Raw genomic sequence first — 18,082 nt, 5'->3', positions numbered from 1 at the left:
AAAAGCTGCTAGGATGTGTGCCTATAATAGGGCACTCAGCAATGCTGTGCTCAACGAAAATCCGTTATAACAATAATAAATTAGGGATCACTATGTTTCTAAAAAGTCTATTAACCGTGAGCGTTGCACTGGCAATGAATACGGCAACTGCCAACGAGTTCGTAATTGAAAAACTGGCTAAACCCAGCTCACAACAGGTTGTGTTAACGCTTGATCCAAGCCAAGACAGCTTTACTGGCAGCACCGAAATAAGCCTAGCAGTACTCAAGCCCACACACTATATTGAACTTAATGGAGTGGCCTATGCCACCAAAATGGCGCAATTACTGGGCGAGCAAGACTGCGATTTAAGCAGCGAAATGCTGAAAACCGGTAAAGTTAAATTTAGCTGTGATGAGCAAATTCAACCGGGCAATTACACCTTAAAAATTGACTTTTCGGCGCCTTATAATCGCCAAAGTGTCGGCTTATATAAAACGCTCGATCAAGGAGTCCCCTACTTATTTACCCAATTTGAAATGAGCGATGCGCGTCGCGCGTTTCCGGTGTTTGATGAGCCTAGTTATAAGATTCCGTTTCAATTAACCATCACCGCGCCAACATCACAAAAAGTCTACGCTAATACCCCTGAGCTTAAAACCACAGTTAATGGCGATATGACCACTCACTACTTTGACAAAACACCACCTATTCCATCCTACCTAGTGGCGATGGCAGTAGGGCCATTTGAAGAGCTAGAGATTGAAGGTATGTCGGTGCCCGGGCGCGTTATTACTCCGCAAGGTAAACTGCACTTAGCGGATTACGCCAAACACAATATGCCGCGTGTATTAGCTGCACTTGAAGCATACTTTGGCATGCCTTACGTGTATAAAAAACTAGACTCAGTGGCAGTGCCTGAATTTCCGTTTGGCGCTATGGAAAACTCTGGGTTAGTCACTTACCGCGAAGATATTTTATTGCTGGATTTAGCCGCCGCGACACGCAGTAAAAAGCAACGTAATGTATCTATTATTGCCCACGAGCTTGCGCACCAATGGTACGGTAACTTAGTCACCATGAAATGGTGGAACGACTTATGGTTAAACGAAGCATTTGCAAGCTGGATGGCAGCCAAAATTACGAAGCAGCTTAATCCTGAATTTGAATCGCATTTAGATTTACCACAAAACAATGTGATGGCGCTGGATGCCCGCTTAAGCACTAAACCGATACGTAAGCCAATTAAGACCGAAGCCGATATTATGGACGGTTTAGGGCTGGCATACAGTAAAGGCAGCGCCGTATTAGCCATGGTTGAAAACTGGATTGGCGAAGACGCGTTTCAACACGGTATTCAAAACTACTTAACAGCGTTTTCGTATAAAAATGCCGAAGCCGCTGACTTATGGCACGCACTCGGTAAAGCCGCCAATAAAGATGTTGCGAGCGTATTAAAGTCATTTATTGAGCAGTCATCTTATCCGTTAATTAAGGTAGCGCAGCAAGGCAAACAGCTCACACTTTCACAAAGCCGCTTTGCAAATGCCGGCGTTGATGCTCCCGCGCAATTATGGAATGTGCCGGTGGCGATAAAGTATGGCGCCGGCAACAAAGTAGCCACGGCCAGTGTATTACTTAATAAGCCTCAGCAAACAGTTGAATTAGATTTTGCTCCAGAGTGGATTTACCCCGATCAAGGTGCATTAGGTTACTATCGCTGGGTTATGGATGACGCACAATTTAGCGCGCTTATCGACAATGCTGCCAGCGTATTGAGCGATCGTGAACGCTTAGCGTTATTATCAGCCACCGATGCATTACTTGATGCGGGCGTAATTTCGGCGGCTAAACTCATGCAAACCTTAGAAGTGTTTGTGAGCGACAGCCATCCGCGGGTTGCCAACACCGCATTGGGTTATTTAGTTGCGCAGCAGCGTACATTTAAAGACGACAGCAATAAAGAGCTATGGCCTAAATTTATTCGTGCGGCAGTCACCCCTGCCGCTAAAAAATATGGCTTAACAGCAAAAGCGGGAGAAAATGGCGCTATTTCACAACTGCGCGCTGCGGTAGTCTCACGATTAGGCTTTGATGGCGAAGATAAAAACGTGATCAATAAAGCAAAGCAGCAAACGCAAGTTTATTTACAAGATCCGCAAAAAGTCGATCCTTACCTAGCAGGGACTTACCTTAAGCTTGCAGCGTTTAACGGCGATAAAGCACTGCTCGCACAGTTTATCACGACCTTTAAAACCACTAAAAACCCGCAAGTACGTACTAATATGCTCGCTGCTATGGGCTATTTTGCTAACCCTGAGTTACAACGCAGCGTTTTAGACTATAGCTTAACGGACGCGGTAACCGCCTCTGATATGCGCACTATTTTAGCCGGTCAAAGCTACACCGATGAACGCCAAGCACTGTTTATTGATTGGGTTTACAACAACTACGATAAAGTAACCGCAAGTTTACCGCCGTTCTTTATTCCTAATTTACCGTACTTTACGACGGCAAGTTGTGATGCCGCAAGCTTAGCTAAAACGAAAGCCTTTTTTAACCAAAAACTAACTGAGGTAGCAGGTTACGCACGTACTTTGAGTAAGCTTGAAGAAAGCACTCAAGACTGTATTGCGTTAAAAACCCGCGAGTTAGAATCGGTTAATCAGTTCTTAAAAAGTAAATAAATTAAAGGTTAAAGAATGGCGGGCTGCGGGCAACGGGTAACGGGCCGAAAACCTCAAACTCGGGCTAATGGCTGATGTTTTCTCATTTACTTCTCATTGTCTTCTCTTTGTGTAATAAGATCTTAAAAAATTTATTCACAAAGAGATTAAGAGGCGCTGCGCTTTTAGAGCTAGTGATTAAAGACAAAGATTAAGGGTTAAAGGTTAAAGATTTTATCTTGCACCTTTAACCCTGCACCAATCTATTAACCACCTAATATCATCGTTAATTTGGCGATAAAGTCTTTTGCTGCTTGCGCTGAATTAATTTTAAATGCCACGCCGTAATGAATTGGCTGCGCACTTTTATAAATACGGGTAGGAAAACGAGTCATTTCACTGCTATGAAAATAGCCTTGCGTACGCACTACGCCATCAATGTCGCTAAAATCATCGCTAAACACTTCAAATGCAGGGCGAATAACTATTTTACCTTTACCGCCTTCGCTGTGGGTATAAAACGCTTCTTTAGAATTAACTAACATGTATTCGGCAATGTTTTTAATTTTAAAATTACTTCTGCACTGTAGTTTAATCAACTGCTCTGTCAGTTCGTCTGCACTGTATGCCATGCTGTAATCCTTTTTGATTAATTTGCGCCTTACATTAACGCATCCACACTATAAAGTCTGAAATTTATTTAAATGTGTCTTCGCTTACATCACACACAAATGCCAGTTTGTCGTGTTTGTAACTCATGCGGGTAATCTGTGTTTCGCAATACGTGCTTAAATCAAGCCACTGCGATATTACTGAGCTGCCTGTAAGGCTACGTTGATACACTCTATTTTTAACTGCATACGCTAAGGTGTTGTCATCTTTTAAAATAAAATCTTGTACTTGGGTTGGCAACCTAAAAAGCGTGGTTACCTGTTTAGTTTGCGGATTAAAGCGCGCTAAATGGTGCTGCTCGTTTTGCGTATAACTAAATATAAACTGTGCCAATGACTGATTATAAATTAACGTACGACCAATATTACTTGCCACTATCTGCCCTTTAGCAGCAGCCACCGAGGTGTATTGTAACGTATGCGGCTCACCTAAAATAAACATCACTAAGTCGTCATCAATCCCCCAAGCATGATAGCCAACCGGCTCTATCCAATCAAAAATGCGCCGTGACTTTTGTTGCTGATTAAGCGGATATTGCCATAACTTTTGCTTACCATTTTCTTCCACCACAATGGCCGACAAGCTATCACCTGCTGGCATTAAGGTAGGTGAATATTCACTTACAGGAGTATTGGTAAGGTTCGTTAATTGCTTTGAGGCAAAGTCGTAATAAACAATATCGGTTTGGCTCTGCCCTTCGCTAAGGACTTCGTGGGTGAAGTAAATACCGTCGCGATGAATAGACGGCTGGTTATTATAACTGTTGCTGTCGCTTACAATTTTTACTTGTAGCCCATAGGGCGTATTTAACTCAGCTAACAATAATTGGCTTTTTGACATGTTTGCCTGCGCCGTTGACAAAGTTAACGCCGTGAATGAAAGCAGGGCTAATAATGGTTTTAAAAATTTCATGCTATATCTCGTTTTATTTTTAAGCACCTCATGATACCGTTATTTGCTGATTACGTCACTTGACCTAGCCCAGCAACATCTTTATAACTAACCGGGTCTTACAAAAGAGAATTAATATGTCAGCTAAACACCCTATTATTGCAATAACAGGTTCTTCAGGCGCTGGAACGACGACCACAACTAATGCAATTAAGCATATTTTCCGTAGTCTCAATATTGATGCAGCTCTTATTGAAGGTGATAGTTTTCACCGTTATACCCGCCCAGAAATGGATAAAAAAGTACGTGAAGCACAGCAAGAAGGTAAACATATTAGTTACTTTGGCCGCGAAGCAAACGACTTTGCTGCATTAGAATCTTTATTTGAAACCTATGGTGAAACCGGCGCAGGTAAGTTACGACGCTATTTGCACACCTTTGATGAAGCCGTACCTTATAACCAGTTACCTGGCACCTTTACGCCATATCAAGATCTAGAAGCAAATACCGACATCTTATTTTATGAAGGATTGCATGGCGCGGTGGTTGATCAAGAAAATAATATCGATGTTGCCAAACATGTCGACTTACTGATTGGCATGGTGCCCATTATTAACTTAGAGTGGATCCAAAAGTTGATCCGCGACACTTCAGATCGCGGCCACTCTCGCGAAGCCGTAATGGGCTCTATTGTGCGCAGTATGGACGATTATATAAACCATATCACTCCACAGTTTTCGCGTACTCATATTAACTTTCAACGCGTGCCAACCGTAGATACTTCTAACCCGTTTAGCGCCAAAGACATTCCATCGCTGGATGAAAGCTTTGTGGTGATCCGCTTTAGGGGCATTGAAGATGTCGATTTTCCTTACTATTTGCAAATGATCCAAGGCAGCTTTATGTCGCGCATCAACACCTTAGTGGTACCGGGCGGTAAAATGGGTTTGGCCATGGAGCTGGTATTAACACCGCTGATCAAAGACATTATTTTAAAAAAACGCGCGCTCGAAAACCTCGCCCCACTCGATTTACCTATTTAACCCCCTTTTTTGTTTTCGCTAACTCACGTACACTGCTGATTTTCTTGTGGGGAGATCAGCATGTCGCAGCCATTAAACATTATTGTTGGCTCAAAAAATCCGGTAAAGATCAGTGCCGCAAAGCAGGTTTTTACTCAGTATTTCCCTGAGTACACGATTGATTGCCAAGGCGTAGATGCGCCTTCTAACGTGCCCGATCAACCGATAGGCGAACAGCAAACGCGCCTTGGGGCGCAAAATCGTGTTGCCTATTGCAAGCAGCATTATCAAGCGCATTATTATGTCGCCATGGAAGGCGGTGCAGAGCAGTTTAGCTATGGCCCTGCCACCTTTGCTTATGTGGTTATCGATAACGCCAACAATCAAGCCATAGGGCGCAGTAGCAACTTACCGCTGCCACAGGTGCTGTACAATGCGTTAGTTAATGGTGCGGAACTAGGCGATGTGATGGATAACGCCTTTAATACCACCAATATAAAACAGCGTGGCGGTGCCATTGGTTTATTAACCAATGATCACGCGACGCGACAAAGCACCTATACCCAAGCGCTTACCTTAGCGATGGCGCCTTTTTTACACCCTGATTTATATCAGCAAACAAATTAATGTAGGAAGTATAATGAAATACCGTTACGTGCTGTTTGATGCAGACGAAACCTTATTTAGATTTGATGTGTTTGCAGGCCTGACACGCATGTTTAAAGCCTATGATATTAATTTTAGTCGTAGCGACTATGAGCATTATCAAAAAACCAATAAGCAACTGTGGATAGACTATCAAAACGGGACGATAACTGCTGATTATTTACAGGTAACACGCTTTAACGAATGGGCAGCTAAGCTTGATGTACCAGCCAAGCAATTGAATGCCGCTTTTTTAGATGCGATGGCCGAAATATGCGAACCGTTACCGGGGGCGGTTGCACTGTTAAATAAGCTCAAATCACAAGCACGATTAGGGATTATTACCAACGGCTTTGCCCGCTTACAAACGGTACGCCTAGCACACACCGGTTTAAAAGATATGTTTGAATGGTTAGTTATTTCGGAGTTGGTTGGCGTTGCAAAACCTAACAAAGCTATTTTTGAGCATACCTTTGCATTAATGGGTAACCCAGATAAAAGCCAAATATTAATGGTAGGCGATACCGCCAGCAGTGACATACTTGGCGGCAACAATGTCGGTATTGATACCTGTTGGCTACAACACCCTGGCGAGCAATTGCCCGCAGGGATCACTCCAACTTACACCATTACCCATTTAGATCAACTGCATGAAATTATAGCGTTGTAGTTTATAGCTATAAAAACATGCAAAAAAAGACGCTAATTAGCGTCTTTTTTTATCACTGTATGAGCTGTGTAGCATTTATTTGCCGATAATTAGGCCGGCGCTAATTCAAGACCGGGTGCAGGCATTGTCACAGGCGTTTCAAAGGTTGCCCACTCCCATGCTGACTCAGTTGCCATCACTTTACGCAGTAATTTATTATTTAAATCATGACCCGATTTAAATGCTGTTACTTTACCTAAAATGTTATGGCCTGTCATAAACATGTCACCAACACAGTCTAATATCTTATGCTTAACAAACTCATCGCTGTAGCGTAAACCATTCGGGTTTAATACTTTAAACTCGTCAAGTACCACAGCGCTATCCATACTACCACCTAGTGCGAGGTTATTAGCATGCATATATTCAATGTCTTTCATAAAACCAAAAGTACGCGCCCGGCTAATTTCTTCAATAAAGCTTTGCGTCGTGATATCTAAGCCAATACGTTGACGGCTGGCATTGATAGCAGGGTGATCAAAGGCAATTTCAAAGTCGATATGAAAACCGTCATACGGTTCTACTTCGGCCCATTTGTCGCCTTCTTCAATACGTACTTTTTCTTTAATACGAATAAAGCGTTTTGCAGCGTTTTGCTCTGCAATGCCGCCTTTTTGTAACAAATAAATGAATGGTAATGCACTACCATCCATTATTGGCACTTCTGAGCTGTCTAATTCTACAATTAGGTTGTCAATTCCCATTGCAGCAACAGCCGCAATAAGGTGCTCAGTCGTTGATAAGCGAACACCATCTTTGTTTATCAAACAGGTACATAATTGCGTGTCACCAACGGCTTCAGGTGTTGTTGTAAAATCAACAACCGGATCAAGGTCGACACGACGAAATACAATCCCAGTATTTGCGCTCGCAGGTCGGAGAGTTATTGTGACCTTCTCACCTTTATGAAGTCCAATTCCTATGGCTTTGACTACTTCTGCAATCGTACGCTGTTTAATCATAGGTTCGCTCATTTATATTCAGTTACAGTTAGGCGACGGATACTAACACAGATACACCGCCATTGCAATATTTGTTCAAATTTCACACAAACACTGCTTTTTCTTAATCAGCCTGTTTACGTAAGAAAGCAGGGATATCAAAATAATCGCCACCTTCTGATTTCTCAGACTTTTTACTACTTTGCGTTGCAGAACTGCTGGCGCTGTTGCTCGTTGTTGTTGCCGATTTTTCTTGGCTGGCAACTTGCGTTGTTGCGCTTTCTTCAGTGCTTGCACCTTGGCTGGCAAAGCTAGGCACATACATGCTGCTACTGGTTTGGCTTACAGAGCTTGATACATCAGAGCCTGACGCTTTTTTGAAACCGTTATCTACAATGCCAAACTGTGGACGACGATCGCCACCTAAGCCCGTTGCAACAACTGTAACACGTAGCTCATCAGTCATTTCAGGGTCGATTACCGCACCCACAACAACCGTTGCGTTTTCAGACGCTAATGCTTTAACGTGATTACCTACAATTTCAAATTCTTCAATTGCAATGTCCATACCCGCGGTAATATTAACCAAGATACCTTTAGCACCGGTTAAATCAACGTCTTCAAGTAGTGGGCTTGAAATAGCCGCTTCGGCTGCTTCTTGTGCACGATCTGGACCCGACGCTGACGCGGTGCCCATCATCGCAGTACCCATTGCAGACATTACCGTACGTACGTCGGCGAAATCCACGTTGATCAGACCCGAACGGGTGATCAGTTCTGCAATACCTTGAACCGCACCAAATAACACGTCATTCGCTTTTGCGAATGCATCTAATAGTGTGGTGCCTTTACCTAATACTTTAAGTAATTTATTGTTTGGAATGGTAATTAATGAGTCAACAATTTCAGATAATTCATTAATTCCTTGCTCAGCTGCTGCAGCACGTTTTTTACCTTCAAAATCAAAAGGTCGCGTTACTACTGCCACGGTTAAAATACCCAGTTCTTTAGCTATTTTAGCCACCACCGGCGCCGCACCGGTACCGGTACCACCGCCCATACCCGCAGCAATAAACACCATATCGGCGCCTTCCAGGCTGGCACGAATCGTTTCGGCATCTTCTTCTGCCGATTGACGGCCTATTTCAGGATTAGCACCCGCACCTAACCCAGAGGTAATTTGCGTGCCTAGTTGTACTGTGATGTCTGCCGCTGAATTACGCAATGCTTGTGCATCGGTATTTGCCGCAATGAAGCATACGCCTTCTATTTGTTGTTTTACCATGTGCTCAACCGCGTTACCGCCGCCGCCACCGACACCAATTACTTTAATTACAGCTTCTTCGCTGTGTTGTTCCATCATATCAAACATAGTTACTCTCCGACTTGAGTATTAAAACTCGCCTTGGAACCATTTCGTAATGCGGTTCCATAAATTATTATTCCCTTCTGCTTTCAACTTTTGTGCATTCATTGATTGCATAGTACGTCCGTATTGTAACAAACCAACAGCGGTTGCGTACGAAGGATCATCGACATAATCTGTTAAACCAACTATCCCAATTGGTTTACCCACTCTAACTGGCATTTGGAAAATATCTTCTGCTACTTCCATTGCGCCAGCCATTTTAGCAGTTCCGCCTGTAATAACGAGCCCTGCTGCAATTTGATCTTCTAACCCAGAGCGACGAATTTCTTCCATCGCTAATTCAAATAGTTCTCTGAACCGTGGCTCTACCACTTCCGATAATGTATGACGCGACATTAACCGTGCGGGGCGCCCACCGACACTGGGCACTTCAATGGTATCTTCGTTACTGGCCATTTGGCTGCTTGCACAGGCATATTGTACTTTGAGTGCCTCTGCATGTGATATAGGTGTACGAAATATTTTTGCAATATCACCCGTTACTTGGTTACCTGCCACCGGAATCACCGCCGAGTGACGCAATGCACCATTAATATAAATGGTAATGTCCATGGTGCCGCCACCAATATCGAGTACCGCAACACCCAGCTCTTTTTCATCGTCGGTCAATACCGAGTAACACGAAGCCAGTGCGGTAAAAATAAGTTGGTCGACTTCTAGGCCACAACGCTCTACGCATTTTTCGATATTTTTCGCCATATCGTTGGAGCAGGTAATAATGTGTGCACGTGCTTCCATGCGCACGCCACTCATCCCCAGTGGGTTTTTGATCCCCTCCTGCATGTCTATGCTGTACTCTTGCGGTAGTGCATGCAGCATCTTTCGCTCTGCTGAAATGGGCACCGAGCGCGCAATATGAATCACATTTTCAATGTCTTCTTCGGTCACTTCGGTGTTATTTATTGCCACCACACCACTTTCGTTTTGACATTGAATGTGTTTGCCAGAAATACCAAGGTACACCGAGCTAATACGACAATCGGCCATTAGCTCGGCTTCGTCAATTGCTCGGCGAATAGATTCAGACACTAAGTTTAAATCGTTCACGCCGCCTTTATCCATTCCGCGGGATACTTGGCTGCCCACACCAACAATACTGAGTTTGTTATCTGCGGTGATTTCACCTACCGTGGCAATCACTTTAGAGGTGCCAACGTCTAATCCAATCACTAGGTTTCTTTCTGCTGACTTAGTCATGCCTTACTCTTATTTTGTAATTGTTCGTCTTGCAACGGCTTATAGCTAATTGCAAGGCCTGTATCGTAACGTAAATCTATGGCATCTATTTGGGCGTCATCGCGTTTTTTCATGCGTGTATATACATCTATAAAACGCTGTACACGTTTGGCTTTATCTTTACGCCCTAAATTTAAGCGTACGCCATTATCTAACCACAATTGCCAAGAAAACCGTTCCGATAATGCTAAGCTTTTTAATGTTAAATTATTCACTTTAAGCATTTCATGAAATTGCTGAAACGCAATCCATGCCTCACGTTCACTGCCCTCTGGGCCATATAACTGAGGTAAATCGTTGCTTAATTTATTACTTTTAGCTTCAAATGCTTCACCATTTTGATTCAGCAACAAGTCACTATTCCAATGCGCCACCGCATGATGCTCCACCACATACACTTGCAGTGTGTCTGGCCATTGTTTGCGTACCGAAACGCTTTCAACCCACGGTAAATCTTGTACTAACTGCTGTACGTGCTTTACATTGAGCTTAAAAAAACTGCTTAAATCTGCGTGTTTAATCGCCTTTATAATAGCCGTTTCTTCGGTGTACTTAGGCTGCCCTAGCACAGTTAAGTGTTTAATTTGCGCATCTTCATTTTCTACTAACCAATTAGAAACCCCGCTAGTAATTTGCACTAAACCAATCACTACCGCGAGAAAAAAGCTCACTCCAAAAATCAACGACCAGTTGAGTTGCTGTTTGATTTGTTGAGCTTTTTCTAAAAGGGGATGCATTTTAAAGTGTTTGCTCCAAAATGCGAACAACTAATTGCTCAAAACTTGCCCCATTCGCTTTTGCTGCCATCGGCACTAGCGATTTTTCGGTCATACCGGGTACAGTATTTACTTCTAATAAGTAAAAGTGCCCTTGTTCATCTTGCATCGCATCCACACGACCCCAGCCACTTGCGCCTACCAAATTAAATGCATCCAATGCCATCGCTTGCAACTGCTGCGTAGCGGCTGCCGATAAGTCTGCTGGGCAGTGGTACTGCGTAGTGGTTGCTTGATACTTTGCCTGATAATCGTAAAAGCCATTTGGCGTGGTCATTTCAATCACTGGCAGCACCTCATCGGCAATCACCGTAATGGTAAATTCACGGCCGGTTATCCATTGCTCAACCAATACTTGGCTATCAAATTGAAAAGCGTTAGTAAGTGCAGCTTCTAGCTCTTGCGCTGTGCTGGCTTGCGCCATACCAATACTTGAGCCTTCATGCGATGGTTTTACCATCACTTTGTTAAATTGCTTGATAAGTGCCTCAGCATCAAAGCCTTTTTTAGCATCTACCACGGCATACGGTGCGGTGCTTAGCCCAGCCGATTTAAACAAGTGTTTGCAACGAATTTTATCCATTGCCAGTGCCGATCCCAATACATTACTGCCGGTATAAGGCAGGTTCATAAACTCTAATGCACCTTGCACGGTACCATCTTCGCCACCGCGACCATGTAGCGCAATAAACACTCTATCAACTTCTAACGCATTTAGCTCCCATAAAGGGCGAACTTGAGGATCAAAGGCTATAGCGTCAACACCCTGATTTTGCAGTGCGTTTAACACAGCTTGACCCGATCTTAGTGATACGTCACGCTCAGCAGAATGGCCGCCAAGCAGCACTGCAACTTTACCAAACTGGGCATTTAACTGGGTCATACTTCACCTTGTTTAAGTTTTTCTATCGACATACCCGTTGCAGCTAAGGTTTTTACTAATTGGCCTATGTTACCTGCACCTTGGGTTAATACTAAATCGTTATGTTGTAAGCAATCGGCAAGCACACCCGCTAGCTCCTCACTTGAAGCAACATGGCGCGGCTCTTTACCACGTTGGCGCAAACTGCGGCACAAGCTTTTACTATCAGCCCCCACAATTGGCTCTTCGCCAGCGCTGTACACATCGAGTAATAACAATTGATCGACGTCGGCGAGTACTTTCACAAAATCTTCGTATAAGTCACGCGTACGAGTAAACCTATGTGGCTGGTACACCATCACTAAGCGCTTATCAGGCCATCCCTCACGAGCCGCTGCAATGGTGGCCGCGACTTCAGATGGGTGGTGGCCATAGTCATCCACTAACATCACGCTACCGCGTTCATTTGCAAATTCACCATAGTGTTGGAAACGTCGCCCTATGCCTTCAAATTTTTGCAGCGCGGCTAAAATAGCCTGGTTGGCAATGTGTTGATCTTTAGCCACTGCAATCGCTGCTGTGGCGTTGAGCGCATTGTGTTTACCCGGCATATTAAGCGTGGCAGTTAAGCTTTCGCCTTGCTTATTGGTTACCGTAAACTGACACGTATTTGCCGATTGACTAAAGTCGCTCATGCGGTAGTCGGCATCGCTTGACTCCCCGTAGGTGATCACCGGACGACCAAAGCGTGGAATCAGCTCACTGGCTACTTCTGAATCAATGCACACTACAGCTAAACCATAAAACGGCAGGTTATGAATAAAGTCCACATAGGTGTCTTTCATTTTTTCTAAGCTGCCACCGTAGGTTTCCATGTGATCTTCTTCAATATTAGTGATCACCGATACCATAGGTTGTAAATGTAAAAACGAGGCATCGCTTTCATCGGCTTCAGCAATTAAAAAGTCACTTTTACCCACTTTGGCATTGCTGCCGGCACTATTTAATAAGCCACCAATAATAAATGTCGGATCAAGCCCTGCTTGTGCATAAATACTGGCAATCAAACTGGTGGTAGTGGTTTTTCCATGGGTACCCGCAATGGCAATACCGTGGCGAAAACGCATTAACTCAGCCAACATTTCAGCGCGGCGAACCACCGGCACTCGCGCGGCTTTAGCCGCGATAATTTCGGGGTTGCTTTCGTCAATGGCACTGGACACCACCACCACATTCGCATCTTTTACGTTATTTTCGTGATGCCCTATAAACACTTCGGCGCCGGCCTTAATTAACCTGTCTGTCATCGCACTGTGGGCAATGTCGGAGCCGGTAATACGGTAACCTTCAAACGCGAGTACTTCTGCAATCCCGCCCATGCCTGCGCCACCAATACCAATAAAGTGGATGGTTTCAATGCGACGCATTGCTGGTCGTGTGTATTGCTCTCTTATTGACGTTTCTTTCACTTAAACTCTCTTATTCGTTACTTGCTCACAGTGCATAGCTACGCTTGCTGTGGCATCTAAAATAGCTTGATGTTTCGCATTAGCCGCCATTTCAGTGATTAATGAAGGTTGGGCTAAATAGGGGCTTAAAAGTTCAACTATTGATTGCTGATTAAACTGCCCTTGCGGCATTAATAACGCACCATTTGCCACCACTAAATACTGTGCATTGGCAGTTTGATGATCGTCCACCGCATGCGGGAAAGGCACAAATACCGCCATTTTACCCGCCGCAGCAATCTCACTCACGGTCAGTGCACCAGCGCGACAAATTACAATATCAGCCCAACCATAGGCAATATCCATATCATCAATAAATTCGCTCACCTTAGCATTGTCGCTGCTCAACCCATGTTGTTGATACGCCGTTTCCACGGCACTTACATGCCCTTTACCGGTTTGATGCCACACCTTTATTGCAGCTTTAGTGGCCAGCGCTTTAAACGCCGCTGGTAACGTGGTGTTAAGTACTTGTGCCCCTAACGAGCCACCCACCACTAAAATATTAATTGGACTGCTCACCTCACGTGCTGGCACATTTGCCACACTTTCACGCACAGGGTTACCCACTAATTCGGCGGTGCCTGGCGCAAATGCGCTGGGAAAGGCCGCTAATACGCGGTTGGCAAACTTAGCCAGCCATTTATTGCTCATTCCTGCCACGGCATTTTGCTCGTGGATCACCAGCGGAATACCTAAGCTTTTAGCGGCAATACCGGTGGGCCCTGTTACATAACCGCCCATCGCTAACACCACGTCAGGCTGTTGTTTTTTCAATACCTTGCGCGCTTGTAATATTGCATTAAGCACCATGAATGGCGCTTTAATAAGACGCTTTAGGCCATTGCCACGCACGCCTTTTACATTAATAAAGTCGATGGCGATATTGTGCTTAGGGACGACACTTGCCTCCATCCTATCGGGCGTGCCAATCCAGCTTACTTGCCAACCCTGCTGCTTTAAATGATCGGCTACGGCTATCCCTGGAAAAATATGCCCACCGGTGCCACCGGCAACCACTACACATTTTTTACTCATCGTTTCGCTCCACCCGATGTGGCTTGTTTGGTCGCCATTTTAGTTTCAAAATCAACACGTAATAAAATTCCCACGGCAATAGTCATCATTAATAAGCTTGAGCCACCATAGGAAATAAACGGCAGCGTTAACCCTTTGGTTGGTAAAATACCGGCACTGGCCCCTACGTTAACCATGGTTTGAAACGCGAACCAAATACCTATGGCTAAGGCTAAATAACCTTCGTATTCTTTACCATGTTTCAGCGCATTTTGGCCAATGAGTAACGCTCTAAACACTAACGTGCCAAGCACCACTAAAATACTGAACACGCCCACAAAGCCTAACTCTTCGGCTATTACTGCAAAAATAAAGTCGGTATGTGCTTCAGGTAAATACTGCAACTTTTGCACGCTATTGCCTAACCCCTGGCCAAACCAATCACCTTGGCTATACGCCATTAACGATTGCACTAATTGATAGCCTTTACCAAACGGATCGTCCCAAGGCTCTAAAAAGCCCACCACCCGCGCCATGCGGTAAGGTTCAAATACAATCAAGCCCACCACTAAGGCCACGCCAGTGAGTATTAATGCAAAAAACTGCCACAGCTTAGCGCCGGCTAAAAACAACAAACCAACAGTGGTAACAAACATCACCACCACGGTGCCTAAATCTGGCTGCATTAAAATTAGCCCGGCATACACCGCAAATACTGCTATCGGTTTAATAAAGCCTTTGATGTTTTCTTGTACTTCGCTGCGTTTACGTACTAAATAACCCGATATATAACTAAAAAAGAATAATTTAGCGAGTTCTGACGCTTGAATATTAAACGGTCCTATGGGTATCCATCGGGTCGAGCCATTCACTTCCCTACCCACAATCAACACCACCAATAACAGGGCTAAGCCAACTAACAGCAAATACGGGTTCGCTGTTTTCCACCAACTCATTGGTACTAACGTGGTGATCCAAAATAAACAAAACGATAACGCTAAAAAAATACCGTGGCGAATTGTAAAATGGTAAATATTGCCAAATAACCTATCGGCTGTTGGCATTGAGGCACTGGTCACCATCACAAACCCCACGCCAATTAACAACAACATGCAGTACAGTAGCGGCACATCGTACAGCTGCGCCGATGGCTTAGGCGTAAACGCCTCTTTTATATCGGCAAAGGCCATCATGGCTGCGCCTGCAACACACATTGCACAAAGTGTTCGCCACGTTGCATATAGTTATTGTACATATCAATACTGGCGCACGCGGGGGCTAGTAACACGATATTACCGGGCGCACTTAACTGCTTAGCAAGTGCCACCGCTTCGTTCATATTGTTGGTTAAATGGCTGCTATCACTCAACGCCATTAATGCATTAGCATCTTTACCAAAACAAATAAGTGCTTTTACAGAGCGCTGCAAATACGGAATGAGTGGCGTTAAATCGGCGCCTTTGGCATCGCCTCCAGCAATCACAATCAGTTGTTTTTCGCTACTCGCTAGACTATCTATGGCCGCAATAGTCGCCCCTACATTGGTGGCTTTTGAGTCATTAAAATATTTAACCCCGCTCTGTTCCGCAACAAGCTGGCAGCGGTGTGCCAAGCCATTAAATTGGCTCAGTGCGGTTTGATAATGCGCTTTAGTAATATTAAACGGGCTTAGTAGCGCCATTACTGCAAGGGCATTTAAGTAATTATGTGTACCCACCACCGCCATAGTCGCAACCGGTAACAAAGCCTCACCGTGAAGCATAAAGTGAAGTTGCCCGTTATATTCGCCTAAGCTGTAATCGCCCTCGGTAGCGCCAAAACTCAGCTGCGGCGTTAATGTACTATGCGTGGCCTGATCATCGGCATTGGTTACCACTAATGCGGCGTTATTATATATCGTTAGCTTGGAATCTATATAAGCTTGGTAACTGCTATAACGGTCGAGGTGATCTTCAGAAATGTTCAGTACTGTGGCACTCATTGGCTGTAAGCTTGTGGTGGTATCAAGCTGAAAGCTCGACAACTCAAGGACATACACATCCACGTCATCGTTTAATAAATCCAGTACAGCGGTACCAATATTACCGCCCAGTGCCACCTTATAACCCGCCGTTTTTAATACTTCATAGGCTAAAGTCACCACTGTTGACTTACCGTTTGAGCCAGTTACCGCCACCACAGGTTTAGTGTTTAAGCGTGCAAATAATTCAACATCGCCAATCACTTCAACCCCTGCTGCCATGGCAGCTGCCACCGCAGGCAAAGTTAAACTCAATCCTGGGCTGATAATAATCATCTCACTGGCGAGCAGCTCTGCGTGGTCTAAATCGCCAAAATGCGTGGTCAAATGCGCTGCATGCTGCGTTAGCCAATCAATACCCGGAGGCGTGTTACGGCTATCAACCACTTTAGGGGTTAAACCATGAGATAATAAAAAACGCACAATGCCCAGACCGGTTACACCGAGTCCGAGCACTGTTATGTGTTTATTTTTTATCTCGTTTAAATATTGCATTTATCGAATCTTTAATGTCGCAAGGCCAGCTAACACCAGCACAATAGAAATAATCCAAAAGCGCACAATAACACGTGGCTCTGGCCACCCTTTTAGTTCGTAATGGTGATGAATCGGCGCCATTCTAAAAATACGTTGGCCACGTAATTTATACGAGCCCACTTGTAAAATGACCGACAATGCCTCCATCACAAACACCCCGCCCATAATAATAAGCAGTAACTCTTGGCGTACTAACACCGCAATAATACCCAGTGCACCGCCAAGCGCCAGCGAGCCTACATCGCCCATAAACACCTGCGCCGGATAGGTGTTGAACCATAAAAAGCCCAGTCCTGCGCCAACAATAGCGGTACATACCACCACCAGTTCACTAGCTAGCGGTAAATATGGAATATGTAAGTAGCTCGAAAAATTAATATTACCGGTTAAATAAGCAATAATCGCCAGCGCCGCCGCCACTAAAATAGTTGGCACAATAGCCAGCCCGTCTAAGCCATCGGTTAGATTAACCGCATTGGAAGTGCCAACTAATGCAAAGTAAGTGATCACAATGTAAAACAAGCCTAATTGCGGTAATACATCTTTAAAAAATGGCACAACTAACGAAGTTTCATTCGCTTCGGTACTACTAAAAAACAGCGCACAGGCCACGACTAAGGCAATCACCGATTGCCAAAAATATTTCCATTTCGCGATCAGACCTTTCGGATCTTTGCGGATCACTTTACGGTAATCATCCACAAAGCCCACCACGCCCAACGAACCAATTACAAACAAGGTCGCCCAGACATACTTATTAGATAGATCGGCCCATAATAAGGTGCTAGTAAAAATAGCGGCTAAAATCAGCAAACCGCCCATCGTGGGCGTGCCCGACTTAGATAAATGCGACTGTGGACCATCGTCACGAACCGTTTGCCCTATTTGCATTTTTTGTAGGCTACGAATCAATTTTGGCCCTAAATAAAGCGACATCATTAATGCGGTTAAAATACCCAAAATGGCGCGCATGGTTAAATAAGAGAAGACATTAAAGCCTGTGTAATATTGGGTTAAATACTCTGCCAGCCAAACTAACATTAAGATTCTCCGTTGATGGCTTGTTGCTGGCCATTCACTAAATCGGTAACTAAAAGCTCCATGCGAGAACTGCGTGATCCCTTCACGACTATGGTGGTTTTCTGCTCTACTTTTTGTAAGCTTGCTTGAAT

The 18,082-nt window shown here is 44.4% G+C and carries 16 protein-coding genes; 4 read left to right on the top strand and 12 right to left on the bottom strand.

Annotation, left to right across the window (positions count from 1 at the left end; translation table 11 throughout):
- Positions 1-92: 92 nt before the first annotated feature.
- Positions 93-2,666 (top strand): M1 family metallopeptidase, encoded by a 2,574-nt coding sequence (locus ABYB02_RS04710; RefSeq protein ID WP_372761302.1) that lies wholly within the window; start codon positions 93-95, stop codon positions 2,664-2,666.
- A 245-nt stretch (positions 2,667-2,911) separates the two neighbouring features.
- On the opposite strand, the gene ABYB02_RS04705 is transcribed toward ABYB02_RS04710, so the two are convergent.
- Both ABYB02_RS04705 and ABYB02_RS04700 read right to left on the bottom strand, forming a co-directional pair.
- Positions 2,912-3,277, bottom strand: a complete 366-nt coding sequence (locus ABYB02_RS04705) for a hypothetical protein (RefSeq protein WP_372761301.1) — start codon at positions 3,275-3,277, stop codon at positions 2,912-2,914.
- A 64-nt stretch (positions 3,278-3,341) separates the two neighbouring features.
- Positions 3,342-4,229, bottom strand: a complete 888-nt coding sequence (locus ABYB02_RS04700; RefSeq protein WP_372761300.1) for a TolB family protein — start codon at positions 4,227-4,229, stop codon at positions 3,342-3,344.
- 116 nt (positions 4,230-4,345) lie between these two features.
- Here ABYB02_RS04700 and ABYB02_RS04695 point away from each other — a divergent pair, with 116 nt between their 5' ends.
- Genes ABYB02_RS04695 through yjjG form a run of 3 tightly spaced genes read left to right on the top strand, consistent with a single transcriptional unit; the run spans position 4,346 to position 6,545 of the window.
- Positions 4,346-5,251, top strand: a complete 906-nt coding sequence (locus ABYB02_RS04695; RefSeq protein ID WP_372761299.1) for a phosphoribulokinase — start codon at positions 4,346-4,348, stop codon at positions 5,249-5,251.
- Positions 5,252-5,311: 60 nt separating this feature from the next.
- Positions 5,312-5,857 carry an inosine/xanthosine triphosphatase gene (gene yjjX, locus ABYB02_RS04690; RefSeq protein WP_372761298.1) on the top strand — a complete coding sequence of 182 codons (546 nt, stop codon included), beginning with the start codon at positions 5,312-5,314 and terminating at the stop codon, positions 5,855-5,857.
- Between the two features lie 13 nt (positions 5,858-5,870).
- Positions 5,871-6,545 carry a pyrimidine 5'-nucleotidase gene (yjjG, locus tag ABYB02_RS04685; protein WP_372761297.1) on the top strand — a complete coding sequence of 225 codons (675 nt, stop codon included), beginning with the start codon at positions 5,871-5,873 and terminating at the stop codon, positions 6,543-6,545.
- An 89-nt stretch (positions 6,546-6,634) separates the two neighbouring features.
- Here yjjG and lpxC read toward each other — a convergent pair whose 3' ends face one another.
- The 10 genes from lpxC to mraY all read right to left on the bottom strand — a co-directional run bounded on the left by lpxC (position 6,635) and on the right by mraY (position 17,951).
- Entirely contained in the window at positions 6,635-7,546 is a 912-nt protein-coding gene (gene lpxC, locus ABYB02_RS04680) for a UDP-3-O-acyl-N-acetylglucosamine deacetylase (protein ID WP_372761296.1), read from the bottom strand.
- Positions 7,547-7,649: 103 nt separating this feature from the next.
- On the bottom strand, positions 7,650-8,897 hold the full coding sequence (gene ftsZ / locus ABYB02_RS04675; protein WP_372761295.1) for a cell division protein FtsZ: 1,248 nt from the start codon (positions 8,895-8,897) through the stop codon (positions 7,650-7,652).
- 21 nt (positions 8,898-8,918) lie between these two features.
- On the bottom strand, positions 8,919-10,151 hold the full coding sequence (gene ftsA, locus ABYB02_RS04670; protein WP_372761294.1) for a cell division protein FtsA: 1,233 nt from the start codon (positions 10,149-10,151) through the stop codon (positions 8,919-8,921).
- Positions 10,148-10,927: a cell division protein FtsQ/DivIB gene (locus tag ABYB02_RS04665; RefSeq protein WP_372761293.1), complete on the bottom strand. Its 780-nt coding sequence runs from the start codon at positions 10,925-10,927 to the stop codon at positions 10,148-10,150. Before ABYB02_RS04665 ends, ftsA begins: the two co-directional genes overlap by 4 nt.
- A 1-nt stretch (position 10,928) precedes the next feature.
- Positions 10,929-11,849: a D-alanine--D-alanine ligase gene (locus ABYB02_RS04660; RefSeq protein ID WP_372761292.1), complete on the bottom strand. Its 921-nt coding sequence runs from the start codon at positions 11,847-11,849 to the stop codon at positions 10,929-10,931.
- Entirely contained in the window at positions 11,846-13,255 is a 1,410-nt protein-coding gene (gene murC, locus ABYB02_RS04655; RefSeq protein ID WP_372761315.1) for a UDP-N-acetylmuramate--L-alanine ligase, read from the bottom strand. Before murC ends, ABYB02_RS04660 begins: the two co-directional genes overlap by 4 nt.
- Positions 13,256-13,297: 42 nt before the next feature.
- A complete protein-coding gene (murG, locus tag ABYB02_RS04650) occupies positions 13,298-14,374 on the bottom strand; it encodes an undecaprenyldiphospho-muramoylpentapeptide beta-N-acetylglucosaminyltransferase (RefSeq protein ID WP_372761291.1) in 1,077 nt (358 codons plus the stop codon).
- Positions 14,371-15,546: a cell division protein FtsW gene (gene ftsW / locus ABYB02_RS04645; protein WP_372761290.1), complete on the bottom strand. Its 1,176-nt coding sequence runs from the start codon at positions 15,544-15,546 to the stop codon at positions 14,371-14,373. The genes murG and ftsW overlap by 4 nt, the downstream gene beginning before the upstream one ends.
- Positions 15,543-16,868, bottom strand: a complete 1,326-nt coding sequence (murD, locus tag ABYB02_RS04640; protein ID WP_372761289.1) for a UDP-N-acetylmuramoyl-L-alanine--D-glutamate ligase — start codon at positions 16,866-16,868, stop codon at positions 15,543-15,545. Before murD ends, ftsW begins: the two co-directional genes overlap by 4 nt.
- Positions 16,869-17,951, bottom strand: a complete 1,083-nt coding sequence (mraY, locus tag ABYB02_RS04635) for a phospho-N-acetylmuramoyl-pentapeptide-transferase (protein WP_372761288.1) — start codon at positions 17,949-17,951, stop codon at positions 16,869-16,871. It abuts the gene before it with no gap.
- Between the last annotated feature and the right edge of the window lie 131 nt (positions 17,952-18,082).

The organism is Pseudoalteromonas sp. (assembly GCF_041613455.1).
Lineage (GTDB): Bacteria > Pseudomonadota > Gammaproteobacteria > Enterobacterales > Alteromonadaceae > Pseudoalteromonas.
The sequence above is the reverse complement of the archived record's forward strand: the minus strand, read 5'-3'. Positions and strand labels throughout refer to the sequence as shown.

What these genes read in the sequence shown, in the direction of transcription:
- ABYB02_RS04665 (WP_372761293.1), bottom strand. Translation starts at nt 10,927, where the DNA reads ATGCATCCCCTTTTAGAAAAAGCTCAACAAATCAAACAGCAACTCAAC.
- ABYB02_RS04705 (WP_372761301.1), bottom strand. Translation starts at nt 3,277, where the DNA reads ATGGCATACAGTGCAGACGAACTGACAGAGCAGTTGATTAAACTACAG.
- yjjG (WP_372761297.1), top strand. Translation starts at nt 5,871, where the DNA reads ATGAAATACCGTTACGTGCTGTTTGATGCAGACGAAACCTTATTTAGA.
- ABYB02_RS04695 (WP_372761299.1), top strand. Translation starts at nt 4,346, where the DNA reads ATGTCAGCTAAACACCCTATTATTGCAATAACAGGTTCTTCAGGCGCT.
- murD (WP_372761289.1), bottom strand. Translation starts at nt 16,868, where the DNA reads ATGCAATATTTAAACGAGATAAAAAATAAACACATAACAGTGCTCGGA.
- ftsA (WP_372761294.1), bottom strand. Translation starts at nt 10,151, where the DNA reads ATGACTAAGTCAGCAGAAAGAAACCTAGTGATTGGATTAGACGTTGGC.
- ftsW (WP_372761290.1), bottom strand. Translation starts at nt 15,546, where the DNA reads ATGATGGCCTTTGCCGATATAAAAGAGGCGTTTACGCCTAAGCCATCG.
- lpxC (WP_372761296.1), bottom strand. Translation starts at nt 7,546, where the DNA reads ATGATTAAACAGCGTACGATTGCAGAAGTAGTCAAAGCCATAGGAATT.
- ABYB02_RS04660 (WP_372761292.1), bottom strand. Translation starts at nt 11,849, where the DNA reads ATGACCCAGTTAAATGCCCAGTTTGGTAAAGTTGCAGTGCTGCTTGGC.
- murC (WP_372761315.1), bottom strand. Translation starts at nt 13,255, where the DNA reads ATGCGTCGCATTGAAACCATCCACTTTATTGGTATTGGTGGCGCAGGC.
- ftsZ (WP_372761295.1), bottom strand. Translation starts at nt 8,897, where the DNA reads ATGTTTGATATGATGGAACAACACAGCGAAGAAGCTGTAATTAAAGTA.
- ABYB02_RS04710 (WP_372761302.1), top strand. Translation starts at nt 93, where the DNA reads ATGTTTCTAAAAAGTCTATTAACCGTGAGCGTTGCACTGGCAATGAAT.
- ABYB02_RS04700 (WP_372761300.1), bottom strand. Translation starts at nt 4,229, where the DNA reads ATGAAATTTTTAAAACCATTATTAGCCCTGCTTTCATTCACGGCGTTA.
- murG (WP_372761291.1), bottom strand. Translation starts at nt 14,374, where the DNA reads ATGAGTAAAAAATGTGTAGTGGTTGCCGGTGGCACCGGTGGGCATATT.
- mraY (WP_372761288.1), bottom strand. Translation starts at nt 17,951, where the DNA reads ATGTTAGTTTGGCTGGCAGAGTATTTAACCCAATATTACACAGGCTTT.
- yjjX (WP_372761298.1), top strand. Translation starts at nt 5,312, where the DNA reads ATGTCGCAGCCATTAAACATTATTGTTGGCTCAAAAAATCCGGTAAAG.